Origin of the sequence: Pandoraea vervacti, from assembly GCF_000934605.2 — a bacterium.
GTDB classification, from domain to species: domain Bacteria; phylum Pseudomonadota; class Gammaproteobacteria; order Burkholderiales; family Burkholderiaceae; genus Pandoraea; species Pandoraea vervacti.
On sequence record NZ_CP010897.2, the window covers coordinates 3,097,460 to 3,117,909 of the forward strand.

Sequence of the window (20,450 nt, forward strand, 5' to 3'; positions counted from 1 at the left end):
ATCCGTGGCATAGCAAAGCGGTAATCGCTTATTTTCCAATTCCAGCCATGCCAGAAAAATACGACGCGCGAATCAGGGGTCGCGCGCCACAATGGACTTCGGGGGAAGTCTCCATTGAGGATTCTCTGCCACAGCCGGCAGTTGCCGAAACAGCGGCGGCTGCGGCAATGGCAGACATTGTCGCGCGCTGGTCGCTGCCAGTGCGCCGGTGGGCCTATCGTCAGACAGGCGCAGCCGCTTCCGGTAAGCCCGACGTGGGCATCGTCGATCCGATGCTTAGGCGCCGGCTGAGCCCCCTCGCCAGACTCGCCTTGTCGGCCGCTGCCGCCTGCGGCCCGCTGCCGCACGCTTGTCGCATCGTCTATGCGTCGCAACACGGCGAAATCCAGCGCACCACCCAGATGCTCGAAGCGCTCGCGCGAGGCGAACCGCCCTCCCCTACGGCTTTCAGCCTGTCCGTCCTCAATGCGACGCCCGGCGTCCTGAGCATTGCGCGAAAGGACCATTCGGCCATCAACGCCATTACCGCTGGCGACGACACACTCGGCTATGCACTGCTCGATGCATGGACACAGCTACGCGAGACGCCGGCATCCCCCGTGTTGCTCATCCACGCGTTCGAAGCGCCGCCGGCCTGCTACGGACCGACCGCACGACAAGTCGACGACGCCGGGAACGCGTTGGCCATCCTGATGGAATCCGATGCCCCGGCGAGACTGACCTGCACGATGCATCTGCCCGCGCGACGCACCGCGCACGCGGAGCCGCGCTCGCAAAGCACCAGCCTCGTCACGTCCCTTCTGGGCGGAGGCAGCGACCGGTGGCGCGGTGAGTGTCACGACTGGCAGTGGGAATGGCAAGAGGATGCTCAGCATGCGCGCGACTGACACGGGATGGAAGTTCCAGACCACACGGCGCCACGCGGCGGCTCTGCTCCTGTGGGCATGCTTCGCGGTGGGCGGTCTTGTCTTTTCGCTGGTGATCTTTCCGGGACTGCTGTTACTGCCAATATCGACGCGTTTGCGCCGGCGATACGCGATGGCGCTGGTCCATCGGTGTTTCGCGGCATTGGTGGCCAGTTGCCGTGCGCTCGGCGTGATGCGCTTCGAATTTCACAACGTCGAGACACTGCGTCATCTCGGGCGGGCAATCGTGATCGCCAACCACCCGTCGTATCTGGATGTCGTCGTTCTGCTCGCGTTGATGCCCCGCGCTTGTTGCATCGTGACGAGCCGACATTGGCGAAACCCGCTTTTTGCGGGCATTGTTCGTTCCGCCGGATACCTGCGCAACGATGGCGGGCCATCGCTCGTGAGCGCGAGCCATGCGTCGCTCGCGGACGACGTGCCGCTCATCGTATTCCCCGAAGGCACACGAAGCCCGTCGCGGGGACGGCTCGGCAAATTCTCCCGTGGATTCGCGCATATCGCACTGGCACATCGCTGCCCGATCCTTCCGGTCCTTATCGATTGCGATCCGCCCGCCTATACCAAACAACACCGCTGGTATTCGGTGTCGCCGCAGAGGCCGACACTGCACGTTCGCGTGCTGGAAACCGATATCGGTACGCAGAGCCTTGGCCAGCAAGGCGAGGCTGCCGGCGCGCACCTCAATCCGATCCCGCAGCCCTCATCGAAGGCAACCACGCCCGCGCACACCGACACGGGGTCTGCCCCGACGCACGGTGACGTGACACCTCTGGCTGCGAGACGCCTGACCGCATTCGCGGAACATTTTTTCATCGATCAGATTTCTCGACATGGCTTCACTAGAACTTGAGATCAAGCAATTGATCGTCGATGGGCTCGAATTAGAGGACATCGGCGTGGACGACATCACGGACGATATTCCGTTGTTTGGCGACGGCCTGGGCCTGGACTCCATTGACGCGCTTGAGCTCGGCATTGCCTTGCGCAAGCGCTTCGGCTTGCAAATCGAATCAAACGACGAGGCCGCTCGCGCGCAGTTCCGCAGCGTATCCACCCTTGCCCAATTGTTGCGCGAACGCGGTTGCGCCCAGTAAGGAAAGAAAGAAATGACCCCATTGACGTTGCCCCTCACGGACGAAGACATTCTTTCGCGGTTGCGCACCATTTTGCACGACACGTTCGAAATCGAGCCCGAACGCGTCACGCCAGAAGCGCACCTTTTCGAAGCGTTGGATCTCGACAGCATCGACGCGGTGGATCTGGCCATTCAGCTTCAGCGCATGACCGGCAAACGTATCAAGTCGGAAGATTTCAAAAGCGTTCGCACTGTCGCCGATGTGATCGCGGCAGTCCATACGCTGCTCAACGACTGACGAACGAGCATGCCGCAAATTCACGCCAACGCGTCGGCGTCGTTGCCACACGCCGCCTCGAAGAAGGGGCGATGGCAGTCGCTCGTTGCCGCGCTCGCGTATCCGATGCTGATCCTCGCCGGGATAACATTGCTCGCCCCTCGATACATCGCGCTGATGCTGCTCGTCGGGCTGTTTTTGCGATACCGGGGAAATCTGCGCACTCAACGGCTGCTGATGCCAGCAGAATGGATCGCCGCCGGCGGACTGGGGGCGCTGGCCTGCGCGACGGCGTTGAGCAACAGCGAAATGCTGCTGCGGTGCTATCCCGTTGCGGTCAATATCGGCATGGGGGTGACGTTCGCCCTGTCGCTGCGCGCGCCCGTCTCAATGGTCGAAAGGATCGCCCGGCTGCATCAACCGGATCTGCCGGCCGACGCTTCGCCTTACCTACGTGCCGTGACACGCGTGTGGATCGCGTTTTTCGTCATCAACGGCAGTATCGCGCTTTGCACCGCGTTCTGGGCGTCGCGCGAGATATGGTCGCTGTACAACGGTGGCATTGCCTACGTGCTCATTGGCCTGTTGTTCGCGGGCGAGTGGCTGTATCGCCGTCGCATGCTTGCACACAAAGCGGGAGAAGCGATGGAAAAGCGATCCGGCGCGGTAACCGCACAGGACCGGCGCCCATGAACGCGTTGCAGTCGTCGGCCCAGCCGTCGCACGCATGCCGTTCACTGGCAGAATTGCTGACGCCCCCTTCCGACCCGGCCCGGGTGATATGCATCGACGCGCAGGACACGTGCACGCCGCACACGTCGCTGAGCGCCGGGGCGTGGCACGCCCGCGTTACGACATTGCGTGATGCATGGGCAACGCGCCCTTCGCAACGTCTCGCGCTATGCCTGGACGACCCGCTCGACATGAGTTGCGCACTGTTTGCGGCGTGGGCAGCCGGAAAAACGCCGGTCGTCTTGCCCAACTTGCTTGCCCGGACACGCGCGGATCTTGCGTTTGCCTATGACGAAGCGATCGACACCGAAAGCCTCGCGCAAGTCATGCTCGCCCGCGACCATACGAAGCCCGTCGGTTTGCGCTCGACGGGCCTGTCCCCGGCTTGCAGATTGGCGATCTACACATCCGGGAGCACCGGGGAGCCGAAGGCGGTCGTCAAGACACTCCGTCAACTCGACGACGAGGTGCAGACCCTGCATCGCCACTGGGGCAAGCGACTGGAGAACGGCATTGTCGTGGCGAGCGTGCCATGCCATCACATCTATGGTCTGTGGTTCCGCATTCTCTGGCCACTGGCCGCCGGCGTACCCTTTGCCCGCCAGACCTTTGCCGAGCCGTCGCATGCCAGCGTCTGGCGACGCTGGCCCAACGTCATATGGATTGCGGGTCCCGCGCAGCTGACCCGGTGGCCGGCGTTGATCGGCGACGGCCCGTGGATTGACGCACCCCACATGGCCTTCTCCTCCGGCGGACCGCTTCCCGCCGAGGCTGCGCGGCAATATGTCGGTCTGACGCGCCACGCCGCCACTGACGCGCATGCGGCGCAGGCGCCGATCGAAGTGTTCGGCAGCACGGAGACGGGTGGCATTGCCTGGCGGCAGCAGGACGCGTCATCCGATTGGACGCCGCTCGGCGACACGCGTATTCGGGTCGGCGACACAGGAGCGCTGGAGATCTGTTCGCCACGTGTGGGCGACGGTCAATGGTGGCGTACCGATGACGGCGCTACCCTCCATGCCGATGGAACCTTCGCCTTGACGGGACGACTCGATCGCGTCGTCAAGATCGAGGGCAAGCGGCTCGCCTTGCCAAGCGTGGAATCCGCCTTGGCGCGCCACGAGTGGGTGGACGCGGCAGCCGCCGCCATCGTGTCGGGACGACTGGCCGTGATTGTCGTACTGAACAACGCCGGCAACCGCGCGTGGGCCGAGCAATCGCTCAAGTCGGTGAGAGAGACGTTGCGCCGTTCACTCGCTGAAACGTTCGACGCAACCGTTTTGCCCAGACGCTGGCGTTTCCTGCCGGCACTGCCGATCAATGAACGCGGCAAGCGCACCGCCGCCGACCTGGCCGCCTGTTTCGCACCTGCCACGCCATGGATGCCCTCGGTGCTGGGCGTACGTCTAAGCGATGGCGATGAGGGACATGAGGCGCAGCGAGAAGGCGAAGCGTCGCCGTTCCGTGTCGTCTGTACCCTCCGTGTCCCCCCCGGGTTGGCGCACTTCGAAGGGCATTTCCCGGGGTTGCCGTTGCTGCCGGGCGTCGTTCTGGTCGATTGGGCGACGCGTTTCGCCACACAGTATGCGTGCGAAAAAGCGGCTCGGCATGGGTGGGCAAACTGCACACCGGCCACCTTGCAGCAAGTGAAATTCTCGTCCCCCGTGCTTCCGGGAGCCCGGCTCGAACTCACACTGACATTCGACGCGACGCGCCATCGCGTGAAGTATCAATACGACGGCAGCCGGGGAGTCGTAGCTTCAGGATATCTGGGCTACGCCCCAATGCCTGCGGGCGCCGAGGTGTCCCCGCAATGACCCACGACGTCGGCCAAGGCGTGTCGAATCCGCCCTTCTCCCCGTGCGTGCTGATCCCTGTGTACAACCATCCGGCGCACATCGGGGGCATCGTCGAGGCCCTGATCGGGCTAGGGTTGGCCGTGCTGCTGGTCGATGACGGAAGCGAAGCGCACACGCGCGCCGTGCTCGAAGACATTCGGGCCAAACATGGCGCCTTCGTCACGCTCGAGCGCCTGCCAGGCAACCTGGGTAAAGGCGGCGCCGTTTCCCACGGACTGCGCAGAGCCCACGCATTGGGCTTCTCGCACGCGCTGCAGGTCGACGCCGACGGGCAACACAATCTTGCCGATGTCACAGCATTTCTTGACGATGCCCGACAACGCCCGGAAGCCGTCATTTGCGGAACACCGCATTACGACGCATCCGTTCCGAAAGGCCGGCTGTACGGACGCTACATCACGCACTTCTGGGTATGGATCGAAACACTGTCCTTCGAGATCGTCGATTCGATGTGCGGCTTTCGCGTCTACCCGTTGGCTGCCACCGCCGCCCTGCTCGCACGCCATCAACCACCGTCGCGCATGGCGTTCGACACCGATATTCTGGTCCGTCTCTACTGGCAAGGCGTGCCCATTCATAACAGGCGCACGCGTGTCGTGTATCCCAAGGACGGGGTCTCGCATTTTCAGATGTTCCGCGACAATGTGGGCATTTCGCTGATGCACACGCGACTGGTATGCGGCATGATTGCCCGCGCTCCGGCACTGTTACGGCGAAAATACCGCCCGCAGCACGGCACGCAGACATCGCAGACAACATCGACAGGCAACGCCCTCGCGCCTTCCGAAGCCCATGGCCCGTTGCCATGGTGGCGTCGCCCCGAACGGGGCAGTTTGCTGGGTATGCGCGTTCTGGCGTTCGCCTGCCGCTGCCTCGGGTTGCGCGCGGCACGCGCTTGCCTCGTGCCCGTGGTCGCCTACTTTGCACTGAAAGATTCGCAGGCACGCAGCGCTTCACGCGATTATCAGCAGCGTCTGCGAGATACCACGCCGGAAATCGCGCTCCCCGAACCGACCTTCCGGCAGACCTTCCGGCATTTGCTCTCGTTTGCCAACGCTGCGCTCGACAAGTTCGCCGCGTGGAGCGGGTTGCTCAACGAACGCCACGTGTACGTCGAAGATCAACAGACGCTGGACGCGGCCGCCAACGATTCGCGCGGCGCGCTCGTCATCGGGTCTCATCTGGGCAATCTGGAGATGACCCGCGCACTGGCCCGCTCGCGCGGTATCGACCGCATTCACGCTGTCGTCTACACCCGCCACGCGCAGCGCTTTCGCACGATGCTTGCCAGCGCAAACAGCGATTTCGCCGACAACCTGATCGAAGTGGACGACATCGGCCCGGCCACGGCCATCATGCTGCGCGAGCGTGTCGACCGGGGCGACTGGCTGGTCATCGTCGGTGATCGCGTGCCATCCAGCGAGAACGGACGGGTCGTTCAGGTTCCGTTCCTCGGGGCTCCGGCCCCTTTCGCTCAGGGCCCGTTCATTCTCGCCTCATTGCTCGAATGTCCCGTCTATCTGCTGTTTTGCCTGCACGATAAAGTGGCCTACCGGTTGTACTTCGAGCCGTTCGCCGATGTCGTGACTTTGCCGCGCGCAAAACGCGAAGCCGCAATATTGACCTATGCCGAGCGTTACGCGAGACGCCTTGAGCACTACTGCCGGCGGTATCCAATGCAGTGGTTCAACTTTTTCGATTTCTGGCGCGGCAGACCGCCGCTGTGACCATGCAACTTCCGATTTCCCTTACCCGCCCCCACGAGGGCATCGGTATCCCGGCAACCCCTGCCCTTGACATCGGGCGGGTCGACGACGGTGGTCAACGCACCGCCATGGCCGCCGTCGTCTTCGGCAACGCACGGCTGCGCATCGAGGACATTGTCGAGATCTCGCGACGCACCCGCGTAGCGCGCCTGTCGACCGACCCCGCGTGGCAAGCCCGCATACGCCGCGGCGTCGAGGCTTTGCAAGCGCATCTTCGCGCCGGATATCCGGTGTATGGCGTCACAACCGGGTACGGCGACGCTTGCGTCGTCGACGTTCCTATGGCGCTCGTCGAGGCGCTACCGGCGCAGTTGACTCGCTATCATGGCTGCGGCATGGGCGATTGGCTCGACGACGAAGCCGTGCGGGCGGTCCTGGCTTGCCGGCTCGCTTCTCTGGTCCAGGGGTACTCGGCGGTGCGACCGGCGCTGCTCGCTTCGCTGGTTCACCTGCTCGAGCACGACATCCTGCCGCGCATTCCATCGGAGGGGTCCGTAGGCGCCAGCGGGGATCTCACGCCGTTGTCGTATGTGGCCGCCACGCTGATCGGCGAACGCGATGTTAAGTACGGCGGCCGCATCTGCTCAGCCACCGAAGCGTTGGCTGCCACTGCCGGTTCGCCAATCGTGCTCGCCCCCAAAGAGGGGCTCGCGCTGATGAACGGCACGGCGGTGATGACTGCGCTGGCAAGCCTGGCCTTTGCGAGAAGCCGGTCGCTGGCGCGTCTGGCATCTCGACTGACCGCCTTGACGACTATCGCGCTGGATGGCCGTGCAGCGCACTTTCATCCAACGCTTTTCGAAGCCAAACCGCATCAAGGCCAGTCCGACGCCGCACGCTGGATCCGTGAAGATCTGACGGGACGTACCGAGCCGACGGAGGCTCGCCTTCAGGACCGCTACTCGCTTCGTTGCGCACCGCATGTCGTTGGGGTGCTGGTCGACGCGCTGAGCTGGATCCGGCGCGACGTCGAAAATGAAATCAACAGCGCAAACGATAACCCGCTCATCGATCCGGATACGGCAGAGGTCCATCACGGTGGCAACTTTTACGGCGGCCACATCGCCTTCGCGATGGACAGCCTGAAGGCTGCCGTGGCCAACATCGCCGACCTGATGGACCGGCAGTTGGCGCTACTCGTCGACGATAAGTTCAACAACGGCCTGCCGCGCAATCTCAGCGGTGCGACCGGGCCGCGTGCGCCCATCAATCACGGCTTCAAAGCCGTGCAGATCGGCGCATCGGCCTGGGCCGCCGAGGCGCTGAAGCACACGATGCCCGCGAGTGTTTTTTCCCGCTCGACCGAATCGCACAATCAGGACAAGGTCAGCATGGGCACGATCGCCGCGCGGGATTGTCTTCGCGTGCTCATGCTCACCGAGCAGGTGGCGGCCGCGCACACGCTCGCCGCCGCACAGGCCGTGCGGTTGCGGGCGCGTCTTTCGCCTGGCTGCGCCCCCTTATCCGACGCCGTGCGCGAGTGGCTCGATGCGGTGGCCGAGCGCTCCCCGTTTGTCGAAGAAGACCGGGCCCTTGAGCACGAGTTGCGTGCGGTTCGCGCATGGCTCGCCGACGGAGCGGATTTGCCCGATGAAGTGTGAAATGAACGGACGATTTCCCGACAAGGCACCCTGGCTGGTGGCCGAGGCCGAGGTCGAAATTCCCTTCCATGACGTCGATGTCATGGAGGTCGCATGGCATGGCCATTACGTCAAGTACTTCGAAATCGCGCGCTGCGTGCTGTTGCGCCGGTTCGATTACGACTATCCGCAGATGCAGGCCTCGGGCTATCTGTGGCCCATCGTCGAGTGTCATCTCAAGTACGTTCGCCCGGCACGTTACGGCCAGCGCGTGCGCGTTACCGCGTCGCTCACCGAGTACGAAAATCGGCTGCGTATCGCGTACGAGATTCACGATATCGCTTCCCAGACACGATTGACGCGAGGCTACACGACTCAGGTCGCGGTCGACGCCCGCAATGGTGAAATGCAGTTCGCAAGCCCGGCCGTAGTGCGCGAGAAACTGGAGGCCGCATGGGCCAACGGCTGAGGTCACGCATCCACGGATGGCTGTTGTCGGCTGTTGTGGCAGCCGTCGCGCTGGGTGCAACGCATGGGTTGCACGCGCAAATCGCATCGGCTCCGACGTCTTCCGCTGCCGACCTTGCGCTGCTCGAGCGCGTGCTGTCGCAGGTCGGGGCAAACGCCGTGGTCAAGGCCGAGTTTATTCAGACCCGAACGTCCCCCCTTCTGGCGACGCCCGTCATTACACGGGGCACACTGGTCTTCGCGAGCGAGCTTGGCGTGATCTGGCAGGTCAGCGCACCGCAATGGCAAGGCTACGTCTACGGGCGCCAGCGCACCGCGCGGTTCGATGCCGACGGCAACGTGCTGTCGCGCGAAGCTCAGCCGTCCGCCCTTACGCACCAGATCAACGAATGGGCGAGTGCGTTCACGCATGGCGACGTCAGCGGACTCGCGTCGCAATTCGCCATATCGGCGACCGGCACGACGAGTCGCTGGCAGGCCGTTCTCACGCCGTCGCAGCCACAAATCGCGCAGGCAATGCGACGTCTCACACTCACTGGCGATAACGTGGTGCGCACGGTCGTACTCGAGACCCAGCGGGGAGAATCGATCAGGTGGCAGTTCGATAAGGTGAAAACGTCCGAACCGCTGAACGCCCGTGAACGACGCCTGTTCAGAGCCGCGGAATGACGCCATTCGCCCGAACGTTTCGCCGCGTGTTCGTCTGCGCTCTCGTCATCAGCCTGATATCGCTGATCGCGTGGCTGCTCGCGGTGCGTCACCTTCCGTTGCAGACCAACGTACTCTCGCTACTGCCCGAGACGGAGCGCAATCCGGTTGCCGAACAGGCCGTGGAGCATTTGGCCAGCAGCGTCAGCGATCGTGTAGTCGTGCTGATCGGCGCCAATGACGCAAGTACCGCATACACGGCCGCCGCCCGATTCGAAACGTTGGCCCGCGCCAGCAACGCCTTCGCGAAGGTGCGCGCGAAGGTGCCGCCTGTCGATCTTGCGTTCCTGTCGAATTTCTATCTACCTCACCGGTTTGCGTTACTCACGCCGGGAGACCGCGCCGAACTGCAGTCACAGCTGCGACGCGCCGCGTCGGGCAGTCAGTCGCGAATGCCTGCGACGCTCGCCAGCTCACCGTTCAGTCTTACCAATCCCGCTGACGACCCGTTCGGGTGGCTGGACCACTGGCTGACACACCTGCCCTTTGGACAACTCCGTCTCCTGCCGGACCAAGGCTGGCTCACTGCGCGAGATAGGGGAAAAACGTGGGTCCTCGTGCTGATGCAAACGCAAGGTTCGGCGTTCGACACTTCGGTCCAGCAGCGCGTGCGGCGCGTGTTCGATCAGGCGACATCACAAATCGGGGACGCGTCGTCCGGGGTAGAGATCCTGCGCAGCGGTGCCGTGTTTCATGCCGCTGACGCCAGATCCCAGGCGGAGATGGAGCTGCACCGTATCGGCATCGTCGCGACGCTGGGCATTGCCGCCCTGATGCTGTGGGCATTTCGTTCCGGACGACTCCTCGTCATGGGGCTTGCCACGATAGCCTTCGGCACGCTGTGCGCGGCGCTCACGACGCTGGTGTTCTTCGGGGAATTACACCTGCTAACGCTCGTTTTCGGCGCGGCACTGATCGGCGAGACCGTCGACTATGCAATCCAGTACTTCGTGGGTGTTGGTGGTCTGGCGCGTGATCAAGCGCAGCGCGCGTTGCCCGTTATCCGGCCCGCGCTTCGCATCGCCCTCGGAACGAGCGTGCTCGGCTACGCCATTCTGGGTGTCGTGCCGTTTCCCGCCTTACGCCAGATCGCGGTGTTTGCGCTGGCTGGTCTGCTCTCGTCCTATGTCTTCGTCGTTTGGGCCTTGCCAGCCTTTCTGGGGCCAAAGGTCCCGCAACTACGTGGCGCGGTCATCGGGCTTGCGCAACGCTGGCTGCTTATCTGGCGCGGGACGCTCGCGGGTCGCAGAGGCGTTGTCGTGGGCATTGCGATCATCCTGGCGTGCCTGCCCGGCTGGGCGCGTTTGCATACGGACGACGACGTGCGCCATCTCATTTCACGCGATCCGTCACTCGTCGCTCAGGAACAGGTCATTTCGCGCATCACCGGCATCGACGGCGCGACGCAGTTTTGGCTGGTTCAGGCTGACAGCGAGGAAGCGTTGCTGCGACGCGAAGAGCAGCTTGGGGCGCGTCTTGACGAAGCCACGGCACGCGAAGATGCCCCGATATCGGGCTGGACGGGAGTATCGCAGTTCGTCCCGTCCATGCAGCGACAGCTCGATGATCGGGCGCTCTTGGGTGCGACATATTTCGATGCGCCCGAAGCGCTGGCAAGCGAAATGATCCATGCCGGCTTCCGCCCCGATTTCGCCCGGCAATATGCGCAGGCATACCACAACGAAGGCGAGACGCCGCCGCTGCGCGTCGACCAGTGGCTTGCATGGCCCGGATCGGAACCGTTCCGCCCGCTCTGGATGGGAAGCATCGCCGCGCAGCGCGACGCCGACACGGGCGCGCCCGGGTCCGACCAGTTTGCGAGCCTGACACGCCCGTCCGGACTTCGCGACAGTGCGCAAGCTGCACGTCTGGCCGATGGCCTGCCGGGCGTCACCTACGTCGACAAGGCCACGTCAATTTCCGCACTCTTCGCACGTTACCGTGTGGCAGCCATTCAATGGTTCGCCGCGGCACTGGTGATCGTCGCGATGCTGCTTGCCCGTCGTTACGGCTGGCGAGGCGCCATCGCCACCCTCTTGCCCACGATGCTCGCATGTGCAGCGGTGATTGCGACGTTCGGCTATCTGGAATTGCCGATCACCTTGTTCGTACAAATGGGGTTGATGCTCGTCCTCGGCGTTGGCGTGAACTACGCCATTTTCCTGCGCGAAGGTGAGCTTCGCGCGGGTGAAGACGAACGCCAGGCCGCCATCGCCGTGGCTGGCACGCTCATGTCCGCCGCCACGACCCTGCTTTCCTTCGGGTTACTCGCCTTTAGCGGCATGCCGAGCCTGCAGGCTTTCGGCCTGACGCTCACCATCGGTATTGCGCTGTCATTGCTGCTCGCGCCGTACAGCCTGCGTTTTCCGGAGCTTCGCCAATGACGTCCCCCGTCCACCTTCACGGACTCGGCATGATCAATGCGTTGGGTCACGATTTGCCCGACATCGCTGAGCGGCTTTTTGCCGGCGACACGTCCGGCATGCGCGTTCACGAGCATTGGCATCCGGTGCCGACGTCGCCTGCACCGATGGTGGGCGCCGTGCGTCTGGCCGATCATGAGCTTCCGTCGCTGCCCCGCGCCATGGGACGATACGATTGTCGCAACAACCGACTTCTCGTCGCTGCCGCCGAGCGCCTGCGACCGATTCTCGCTCGTCACGTTTCCCGGTACGGCGCGCGACGCATCGGCGTCGTGATCGGCACCAGCACGTCCGGCATCGCCGAGGGCGGCACGGCGCTGCGCATGCACGCGTCCGACGGCGCGCTGCCTGCCGGGTACCATTACCTGCAACAAGCCCTCGGCTCGCCGTCGAAATTCGTTGCCGAACTGCTGGGTGTCCAGGGTCCCGCCTACACCATTTCAACGGCCTGCACCTCGAGCGCAAAGGCCTTCGGCGCCGCACGACGACTGATCGACAGCGGCACTTGCGACGCCGTCGTCACCGGTGGCGCCGACACGTTGTGCGACCTCACGCTGGGTGGTTTCGGCGCGCTTGAATCGCTTTCCCGCAGCCTGACGCGCCCCATGAGCCCCAACCGCGACGGCATCAATATTGGCGAGGGAGCGATGCTCTGCCTGGTGTCGCACGAGCCAAGCGACATCGTTCTGTCCGGCATCGGAGACTCGAGCGATGCGCATCACATTTCGTCCCCCTCGCCGGACGGCAGCGGCGCAATCGCAGCCATGCGCGCAGCCCTCGACGACGCGGGTCTGTCTCCCGCCGATATCGAGTACGTGCATCTGCACGCGACCGGCACACCGAAAAACGATGCCATGGAGAGCCTCGCAACACACGCCTGCCTCGGGCCCGCCCCGTGGGCTAGCGGCACCAAGGCCATGACGGGCCATCTGCTCGGCGCGGCCGGCGCAACCGGTATTGGATTGTGCTGGCTGGCACTGGAGGACCGCGGACGCCTGCCGCCGCATGTCTCCGACGGGCAAACGGATCCGTCGCTCAGCCCGCTGCGCCTGGCGGCCGTGGGAACTTCGCTGGAACGCGCCCCCCGTCATGTCATGACCAACGCCTACGCATTCGGTGGCAATAACGTCAGCGTCATCCTTTCACGTGCGGGGGCGCAATGACCGCAAACACCATCGTTTCCGAAAGCTGGCCACCCATTGACGAGCTCCTTCCGCATCGTCCGCCAATGCTGCTGGTCGATGAAGTGACCTCGCATAACGCAACGTCCATCTGTGTTCGTGCCACGCCCGACGCCCATGCCTGGTACGCAGACGCACGAGGCGACATGCCGGTCCATATCGTCATCGAGTTGATGGCGCAGGCGATCGCAGCACATGAGGCGCTCACGCGACGGATGAGCGGCCTGCCTCCCGCCCCGGGCGTACTGCTCGGCACGCGCCGCCTGGAGGCAAGCGCTCCTTCCCTGCGCGGCGGCCGACCGGTGCTCGTTCACGCCGAATGCGTCTTGCGCGACGACGCGGGTAACGGCGCCTACGACTGCCGCATCGAGAGCGAAGGCCAGTCGATCGCCTCGGCCACCATCAAGGTTCATCAGCCAAACGATTTTTCGGCATTTTTGTTGGAGCAACTTACATGACTCGCCGTGTTCTCGTCACCGGCAGCAGCCGGGGCATCGGGCGTGCGATTGCCTTGCGCCTCGCCCAAGATGGCTTCGCCGTCACCGTTCATTGTCGCGAGCAGGTCACCCCCGGCGAAGCCACCATGGCGGACATTCGCGCAGCAGGTGGCGCCGCCCATCTCCTGCAGTTCGACGTGCGCGACCGGCAAGGCTGCCGCAGCGCGCTCGAGGCCGACGTGGCTGCGCATGGCGCGTATTACGGGATCGTGTGCGGCGCGGGCATCACCCGCGACAATGCATTTCCCGCCCTGTCCGACGACGACTGGGACAGCGTGGTCGATACGAGCCTCGACGGTTTCTTCAACGTTGTGCATCCGCTCACCATGCCCATGGTTCGTTTGCGGGCCGGCGGCCGAATCGTCACGGTGGCGTCGGTCTCCGGGGTCATGGGCAATCGCGGTCAAGTGAATTACAGCGCCGCCAAGGCGGGCCTGATCGGCGCAACAAAGGCGCTTTCGGTTGAGTTGGCATCGCGTCGAATCACGGTCAATTGTGTTGCCCCGGGACTGGTCGATACCGGCATGCTCGAAGGTGTCGCGATGGACGAAGCATTGCGCATGGTTCCGATGAACCGCATCGGCACGCCGGATGAAGTCGCGCACGTCGTGTCGTTCCTGATGTCTGACGGAGCAAGTTACGTTACCCGTCAGGTGATTGGCGTAAATGGAGGGATCATCTGATGAACCGTGTCGTAGTGACTGGCTTCGGCGGCATCACCGCGCTCGGTAGCCGCTGGGAGGACATCGAGACTGCATTACGCGCTGGACAGAATGCCGTTCGCCGAATGCCCGAGTGGGACTATTTCGAGATGCTCAACGGCCGTCTTGCGTGTCCGGTGGAAGATTTCGCCCCGCCGCCCCACTGGCCGCGCAAACAGTTGCGCTCCATGGGGCGAGTGGCACAGTTGTCGCTACGGGCAACGGAGCATGCGCTGGCGAGCGCCGGACTCGACATCCACACGTGCGCTCCCGAAGATATTGGCGTGGCCTACGGCTCGTCATCGGGGAGCATCGCGCCAATTCACGCATTCGGCGTCATGGTCGACACCGGTTCGATGGCTGGGGTGACGTCGACCAGCTATATCCAGATGATGCCGCACACGACGGCTGTGAATATCGGCGTGCACTTCGGCCTTCAAGGCCGCATTATCCCCACGTCAAGCGCCTGCACCTCAGGCAGCCAGGCGATCGGTTACGCCTATGAGGCCATTCGTTTTGGCCGCGTGAAGGCCATGCTCGCCGGCGGCGCCGAAGAGTTGTCCGGCCCCGGCAGCGCCGTTTTCGACACGCTTTACGCGACAAGCACGCGCAACGACGAGCCCAAGCTCACGCCTCGTCCGTTCGACGTGGCGCGCGACGGTCTTGTCGTTGGAGAAGGCGCCGCAACGCTTGTCATGGAATCGCTCGAACACGCAAAAGCGCGCGGCGCCACGATTCTCGCGGAGATCGTGGGTTTCGGCTGCACATCGGATGGCAATCACGTCACCCAGCCAACCTCGGCGACGATGGCGCGCGCCATGGAACTGGCGCTCGCCGACGCCAACCTTCGTCCCGACGACATCAGCTACATCAGCGCCCATGGCACCGCGACCGATCGCGGCGATGTCGCCGAAAGTGAAGCCACGTTCGGCCTCTTCGGTTCGAACGTACCGATCAGCGCGATGAAAAGCTATCTTGGCCACACGCTCGGCGCCTGTGGCGCGATCGAAGCATGGTGGGCCATCGAGATGATGCGTCGGAACTGGTTCGCCGGCACGCTCAACCTGGAATCGCCGGACCCGGCATGCGCGGCGCTCGATCATATCGCCGGCGCACAAGGCCGGGCGCTTGAGGCCCGACGCATCATGAGCAATAACTTCGCCTTTGGTGGCATCAATACGTCTTTGATTTTTGAGCAGTTTGTTGATTGAAACAACGTTGTCGCACCACGTTGCACCCCGAACACCGCGTGCTCCCTGCGCCGCCAACTCGGCACAGCGGGGACGTGCGGTGCCACATCAAAAAAACGGAGAAAACATGAAGACTCGTCGACGCTTGCTCATCGCCTCGCTGTGCGCGACCGCCACGGCCCTGATCGGAACGACCGCCCAGGCCGCACGTCCGGCAGTGCCGATCGTGCCACACGACAATATCGCGATCATCTCGGGTAGCGGAAAAACGCCCTCATTGGACGACGTGCGAGGCGCCATCGCACGAGGCGCCGCGGTCCATGACTGGACCGTCAGCCTGGTCAAGCCCGGCGAGATGGTTGCATCCATCAACGTGCGCAACAAGCACTATGCGTCGGTCATGATCAAATACACCGAAACCGCGTACTCGGTGACGTACCGCGACAGTACGAATCTTGAATATCAGCTCTCCGGCACGAACGCCGCGCCGACGCGCCGCGACGATCTCAATTCGGCACTGCCTCCCAACACCCCGATGATCCACCCGAACTACAACCGGTGGGTCGAGACACTCATCCACGATATCAATTCGGAAATCCGTCGCCTCTAATGACGCCCTTTCATCGCGCCGACGGTTTGCACCGGGTTGTCGTCACCGGGATCGGGATGGTGTCCGCCGCAGGTCACTCGCGCGGCGCCATTGTCGATGCGTTGCTCCGCCAAAAAAGCGGGGTGCACGAAGCGCCTGATTACGTTGCACATGGGTTGCGCTCGACCGTCACGGGGCGACCGCATGCCGGGACGCTGGACGACGCGGCCATACCGCGCAAGCTTCGACGCTTCATGGGCGATACGGCGAGCTATGCGTGTCATGCCGCAATCCAGGCGATCGCGCAGGCCGAACTCGATGCCGAGATACTGGCCAATGGCCGCTGCGGGGTCGTGGTTGGCTCCGGGACCGGCGCGATGAAAGATTTTGAGCAGGCGCTCGACACCGCGCGTGAAAGCGGCGCTTCGCGTGTGCTGCCCTACGTGGTGCCGCGAGCCATGTCGAGCACTGCTCAGGCAGCGATCGCCGCACTGTTCGACCTGCGCGGCGTCGGTTATGCAATTTCGTCCGCGTGTTCGACGTCAATCCACTGTGTCGGACATGCCGTCGACCTGCTCCGGCTCGGGCGGCAAGACGTCATGCTCGCCGGTGGCAGCGAGGAGGCTCCGTGGGGAGCCGCTCTGTGCTTCGATGCAATGGGTGTATTGTCTCGTGCGCACAACGGCCGCCCTGCGGGCGCCTCACGCCCCTTCGATGCAGCCCGCGACGGGTTTGTCCTGGGGGGCGGCGCCGGCATTCTGGTACTCGAAACCCTTGCACATGCGACTGCGCGGGGGGCGCGGCCGCTCGCCGAAATTACCGGCATGGGCGCGGCAATGTGTGCCTCTCGTGCCTTCGCAGTGGACCTCGCCACGATGTGCGGCGTCGTTCGGGACGCTTGCGCCGACCTTCCCGCCCCGCCAACATTTATCAGCGCACATGCAAACGGTTCGGTCGATGGCGACATCGCGGAACTGGAGGCACTCGCGCATGCACTGGGCGGCCCTTCCGAGCTTCCCGGCATCACTTCGATCAAGGCGCTGACAGGACATACGGTGGCCGCCGCAGGTGCGATGCAAATCGCATGCGCCATCTGGGCCATGCAGGAAAACGTTGTACCCGGTGCCGCCAACGTCGAGCAGATGGACGCGCGCGCGTCGGCGTTCCCGGTTCTTACCGACACACGCGAGTACAGGGTAGATAGCGTGCTCGTCAATACCTTCGGCTTTGGCGGCACCTACGCGGCATTAACGTTGACGCGTATGTGATTCGCCAACCCCGGCGCACCAGGCCAGCGGCTTTCGGGCGACAACGTTTACCAAAGTCTCTTCGCGTTCACCGAACGCCGGACGGCGCCGAAGTCCCATGCGTTCGAACAGCCCGAAGTCCCTGGCGCGGCTCCACCACAGGTATGGGTAGGACACATTCTCGGCATCGAAAGTGAAGCCCGCCTCACGAATCATTGCAAGATAACCTTCCGCACTACGCTGCACATGCATGGGGTGGCGAAACAGCAGCCGAATCACCCATGATCGGATATAAGCCTCCGTGGACTCGGCAAAGCACAAGAGGCCACCGGGTCTCAGCACGCGGTAAAACTCGGCAAGGGCAGCTTCCTGGTAGACGAGATGGTGGAACGTCTGGTGACAGAAGACGATGTCGCAACTGGCGTCCGGCATTGGAATATCGGAGCAGTCTCCCGGCATCAATTCGACCGACGTCCCTGTGGCACGCGCATGCCCTTGCGCATCGGCCAGCGCCGGGGCGAAGCAATCGAAGCCAATTAAGCGCGAAGGGGAAAAATATCGTGCAAGCAGCGGGAGCGACTGTCCGTGCCCGCATCCGGCATCGAGCACCACGGGGGCTTCCGGGACCGCCCCGTGCGAGAGCCGCAGCAGATCTTCGATAGCGACGCGCAGCACGTGATGCCGCCACGTGTACGTTTTCAGAAACCAGTTCCCGAACCGGGTTTCGGGAACGAATGCCTTTGCACGGAAATCGGCTGACGGCTTGGCAGCAGTGGTCACAATAACGGGTACCGCTCAGGCGGCTTATCTGGTCGATATCCCGTTATTGTGCCAACTGTGCCAATCCATGCAAAGCAAATAAAACACAATACTCCTGAAATTCAGGGGTACTCGCTAAGGTGTCCGGATCTGAGCGTCACACCAACCGCACAATCTGCTTACCGAAGTTCTCGCCCTTGAGCAGTCCGAGGAACGCGGCCGGTGCGCTTTCGATACCTTGTGTCATCGACTCGCGATACCGCAACTCGCCTGCCGCAATGGCGTCGGTCAGTTCCTTTAGCGCTTGGGGCCAGACGTCAAGATGCTCGGTCACGATGAAACCTTCGAGCTTGACTCGCTGGGTCAGCAGCAGCGACGGGTACTTCAGCGGAATCGGTTCACCGTTGTAGCCTGCGATCATGCCGCACAGCGCAATTCGTGAATGCGCGTTCATATTGCGCAATACGGCGTCGAAGATCTCGCCCCCCACGTTTTCGAAATATCCGTCGATGCCGTCCGGCGCGGCGTCGCGTAACGCCTCGAAGACGTTGCCCGCCTTGTAGTCGATGCACGCATCGAATCCGAGCGTCTCGCGCACATAAGTACATTTCTGCTCGCCGCCGGCGATGCCGACGACGCGGCACCCCGCACGCTTGGCGAGTTGCCCCACCACGCTCCCGACCGCGCCCGACGCCGCGCTGACCGCAACCGTTTCCCCCGCTTTGGGCGCAATGATCCGATTCAGGCCGTACCAACCCGTGACACCGGGCATACCGGCCGCGCCGAGGTATACGCTCATCGGCACGCGGGTGTCATGAAGCTTGCGCAGGTTACTTCCGTCGGAAATGCCATACTCCTGCCAGCCGAACATGGCCGTCACCGCGTCCCCCGGCTGCCAGTCCGGATGACGCGATTCGATCACCTCGCCCACCGTGGCGCCGATCATGACCGTATCGAGCGGCTGCGGTGGCGCATACGACTTCGTGTCGCTCATCCGGCCGCGCATGTAAGGGTCGAGGGAAAGATAGAAGTTGCGCACCAGCACCTGTCCGTCACCGAGTTCCGGCAATTCCGGCGCGGCCAGGTGAAAGTTGTCGAGCGTCGGTTCTCCGTTGGGACGGGAGACCAGCAGTATCTGGCGATTGATCGTCATGAGACTTTCCTCCGCATAGGTTGCATGAGTCGCATCGGCGACATAAGTCAGCGGCCCGGACCTCAGTCCCCGCTCGGTTCGCCATGGTGGCGTTGTTCATGGACTTCGCGCCCGACGGCGAGGCGCCGCAGATACTTGAAGGTACCCATGGCCTTGGCGACGAGCTTGCCTTTGGCGTCGCGCACCTCGCCCTCGCAATAGGCCATGGTCGTGGAGCGGTGCAACAAACGCCCGAACGCACGCATCTCTCCCGAGCCGGGCTGCATGAAGCTCGTCTTCATTTCAATCGTCACCACCCCAGTGCCGTGAGGCGCCACGCTCCGGCTCGCGGTGCTCAGCGCCACGTCGAGCAGCGCCATGGTGACACCGCCGTGCATCACTTCCCAGCTATTGAGATGCTGCGACGATAAGGCGAGCCGCACTTCCGACTCACCGTTTTCGGCGCGCAGCAACTCGATGCCCATGTGATCGATAAACCCCGACCGGATAGACAGTGCGTTCATCGCAGGCTCCGGCCGGCTTGGCCATTCAGACAAAACTTGTCCATCATCATTTCTTCAACTGACTGTTCATTCATCAATCATGCGCCACCGCATGCGGCACACCGGCGCGACTGCACTGCGGCGACATTGTGGCGAATCGATCGCACTCCAGCATCGGTTACACCCGCGAAACACCTGCCGCTTCGAGCGACGTCCACGCGCTCACGAGCGACCCGTCGAGGTCGATGGCGCGGCAGGCATGTTCGATCACGCACACGTCGAATCCGGCGGCTTTGGCGTCGAGAGCGCTCCAGGCGACACAGAAATCCGTCGCCAGTCCAACACAATGCACCCGTTTCACGCCCTTGTCTCGAAGATACCCGGCGAGCCCGGTTGGCGTCTTCCGGTCGGCCTCGAGAAACGCCGAGTAGCTGTCGACGCCCATTTGATACCCCTTGCGGATTACCGCCTGCGCATGCGGAATGTGAAGGTCCGTATGCAGCGCGGCACCGTGCGTGTCCTGCACGCAATGCGCCGGCCACAGCACCTGCTCGCCGTACGGCAACGTGATGGTCTCAAAAGGCCGACGTCCGGAGTGATTCTCCGCAAACGACACATGCCCGGCCGGATGCCAGTCCTGGGTTACGACCACATGGGCAAAACCGCTCGCCAGCGCGTTGATCGGGCCCACCACTTCGTCGCCATGGGGCACGGCGAGCGCACCGCCCGGCATGAAGTCGTTCTGTACATCGATCACGAGCAACACTTCGCTCATCGGTTTCATGTCATTGCCTCTTCATTGACGAACACCCGGAAGCAAGAAGATCGGCGCCG

21 protein-coding genes are annotated in these 20,450 nt (G+C 63.4%); 17 read left to right on the top strand and 4 right to left on the bottom strand.

Going from position 1 to position 20,450, the window contains the following annotated elements:
- The first annotated feature begins 167 nt into the window (after positions 1-167).
- From UC34_RS13610 to UC34_RS13690, 17 genes are all read left to right on the top strand, one after another.
- Positions 168-887 carry a beta-ketoacyl synthase chain length factor gene (locus UC34_RS13610; RefSeq protein ID WP_044455970.1) on the top strand — a complete coding sequence of 240 codons (720 nt, stop codon included), beginning with the start codon at positions 168-170 and terminating at the stop codon, positions 885-887.
- On the top strand, positions 874-1,779 hold the full coding sequence (locus UC34_RS13615) for a lysophospholipid acyltransferase family protein (RefSeq protein WP_044458166.1): 906 nt from the start codon (positions 874-876) through the stop codon (positions 1,777-1,779). The genes UC34_RS13610 and UC34_RS13615 overlap by 14 nt, the downstream gene beginning before the upstream one ends.
- Positions 1,760-2,023, top strand: a complete 264-nt coding sequence (locus UC34_RS13620; protein WP_044455971.1) for a phosphopantetheine-binding protein — start codon at positions 1,760-1,762, stop codon at positions 2,021-2,023. The genes UC34_RS13615 and UC34_RS13620 overlap by 20 nt, the downstream gene beginning before the upstream one ends.
- 12 nt (positions 2,024-2,035) lie before the next feature.
- Positions 2,036-2,302, top strand: a complete 267-nt coding sequence (locus UC34_RS13625; RefSeq protein WP_044455972.1) for an acyl carrier protein — start codon at positions 2,036-2,038, stop codon at positions 2,300-2,302.
- Between the two features lie 9 nt (positions 2,303-2,311).
- Positions 2,312-2,974 (top strand): COG4648 family protein, encoded by a 663-nt coding sequence (locus UC34_RS13630; protein WP_052811046.1) that lies wholly within the window; start codon positions 2,312-2,314, stop codon positions 2,972-2,974.
- Positions 2,971-4,830, top strand: coding sequence for an ApeI family dehydratase (locus UC34_RS13635; RefSeq protein ID WP_052811047.1), 1,860 nt, complete (start codon positions 2,971-2,973; stop codon positions 4,828-4,830). Before UC34_RS13630 ends, UC34_RS13635 begins: the two co-directional genes overlap by 4 nt.
- Positions 4,827-6,599, top strand: coding sequence for a glycosyltransferase family 2 protein (locus UC34_RS13640; RefSeq protein WP_044455973.1), 1,773 nt, complete (start codon positions 4,827-4,829; stop codon positions 6,597-6,599). The genes UC34_RS13635 and UC34_RS13640 overlap by 4 nt, the downstream gene beginning before the upstream one ends.
- A 107-nt stretch (positions 6,600-6,706) precedes the next feature.
- Positions 6,707-8,239 (top strand): HAL/PAL/TAL family ammonia-lyase, encoded by a 1,533-nt coding sequence (locus UC34_RS13645; RefSeq protein ID WP_044455974.1) that lies wholly within the window; start codon positions 6,707-6,709, stop codon positions 8,237-8,239.
- 1 nt (position 8,240) lies between these two features.
- A complete protein-coding gene (locus UC34_RS13650) occupies positions 8,241-8,687 on the top strand; it encodes an acyl-CoA thioesterase (protein ID WP_044455975.1) in 447 nt (148 codons plus the stop codon).
- Entirely contained in the window at positions 8,672-9,355 is a 684-nt protein-coding gene (locus UC34_RS13655; protein WP_044455976.1) for an outer membrane lipoprotein carrier protein LolA, read from the top strand. The genes UC34_RS13650 and UC34_RS13655 overlap by 16 nt, the downstream gene beginning before the upstream one ends.
- Positions 9,352-11,778 carry an MMPL family transporter gene (locus tag UC34_RS13660; RefSeq protein WP_044455977.1) on the top strand — a complete coding sequence of 809 codons (2,427 nt, stop codon included), beginning with the start codon at positions 9,352-9,354 and terminating at the stop codon, positions 11,776-11,778. Before UC34_RS13655 ends, UC34_RS13660 begins: the two co-directional genes overlap by 4 nt.
- A complete protein-coding gene (locus UC34_RS13665; RefSeq protein WP_044455978.1) occupies positions 11,775-12,980 on the top strand; it encodes a beta-ketoacyl-ACP synthase in 1,206 nt (401 codons plus the stop codon). Before UC34_RS13660 ends, UC34_RS13665 begins: the two co-directional genes overlap by 4 nt.
- Positions 12,977-13,456 (top strand): hotdog family protein, encoded by a 480-nt coding sequence (locus tag UC34_RS13670; protein WP_044455979.1) that lies wholly within the window; start codon positions 12,977-12,979, stop codon positions 13,454-13,456. The genes UC34_RS13665 and UC34_RS13670 overlap by 4 nt, the downstream gene beginning before the upstream one ends.
- Entirely contained in the window at positions 13,453-14,178 is a 726-nt protein-coding gene (locus tag UC34_RS13675) for a 3-ketoacyl-ACP reductase FabG2 (protein WP_044455980.1), read from the top strand. The genes UC34_RS13670 and UC34_RS13675 overlap by 4 nt, the downstream gene beginning before the upstream one ends.
- Entirely contained in the window at positions 14,178-15,407 is a 1,230-nt protein-coding gene (locus UC34_RS13680; protein WP_044455981.1) for a beta-ketoacyl-ACP synthase, read from the top strand. Before UC34_RS13675 ends, UC34_RS13680 begins: the two co-directional genes overlap by 1 nt.
- A 106-nt stretch (positions 15,408-15,513) precedes the next feature.
- The gene (locus UC34_RS13685; RefSeq protein ID WP_044455982.1) at positions 15,514-15,996 is read left to right on the top strand and encodes a hypothetical protein; all 483 of its coding nucleotides are present in this window, start codon (positions 15,514-15,516) and stop codon (positions 15,994-15,996) included.
- Positions 15,997-16,052: 56 nt separating this feature from the next.
- A complete protein-coding gene (locus tag UC34_RS13690; protein ID WP_237165335.1) occupies positions 16,053-17,243 on the top strand; it encodes a beta-ketoacyl synthase N-terminal-like domain-containing protein in 1,191 nt (396 codons plus the stop codon).
- Here the strand turns inward: UC34_RS13690 and UC34_RS13695 are convergent.
- The 4 genes from UC34_RS13695 to pncA all read right to left on the bottom strand — a co-directional run bounded on the left by UC34_RS13695 (position 17,223) and on the right by pncA (position 20,400).
- Positions 17,223-18,002 carry a class I SAM-dependent methyltransferase gene (locus tag UC34_RS13695; RefSeq protein ID WP_044455983.1) on the bottom strand — a complete coding sequence of 260 codons (780 nt, stop codon included), beginning with the start codon at positions 18,000-18,002 and terminating at the stop codon, positions 17,223-17,225. The genes UC34_RS13690 and UC34_RS13695 overlap by 21 nt on opposite strands.
- 136 nt (positions 18,003-18,138) lie before the next feature.
- Positions 18,139-19,134 (bottom strand): NADP-dependent oxidoreductase, encoded by a 996-nt coding sequence (locus tag UC34_RS13700; protein ID WP_044455984.1) that lies wholly within the window; start codon positions 19,132-19,134, stop codon positions 18,139-18,141.
- 62 nt (positions 19,135-19,196) lie between these two features.
- A complete protein-coding gene (locus UC34_RS13705) occupies positions 19,197-19,637 on the bottom strand; it encodes a PaaI family thioesterase (RefSeq protein ID WP_044455985.1) in 441 nt (146 codons plus the stop codon).
- Positions 19,638-19,794: 157 nt separating this feature from the next.
- On the bottom strand, positions 19,795-20,400 hold the full coding sequence (gene pncA / locus UC34_RS13710; protein ID WP_044455986.1) for a bifunctional nicotinamidase/pyrazinamidase: 606 nt from the start codon (positions 20,398-20,400) through the stop codon (positions 19,795-19,797).
- Between the last annotated feature and the right edge of the window lie 50 nt (positions 20,401-20,450).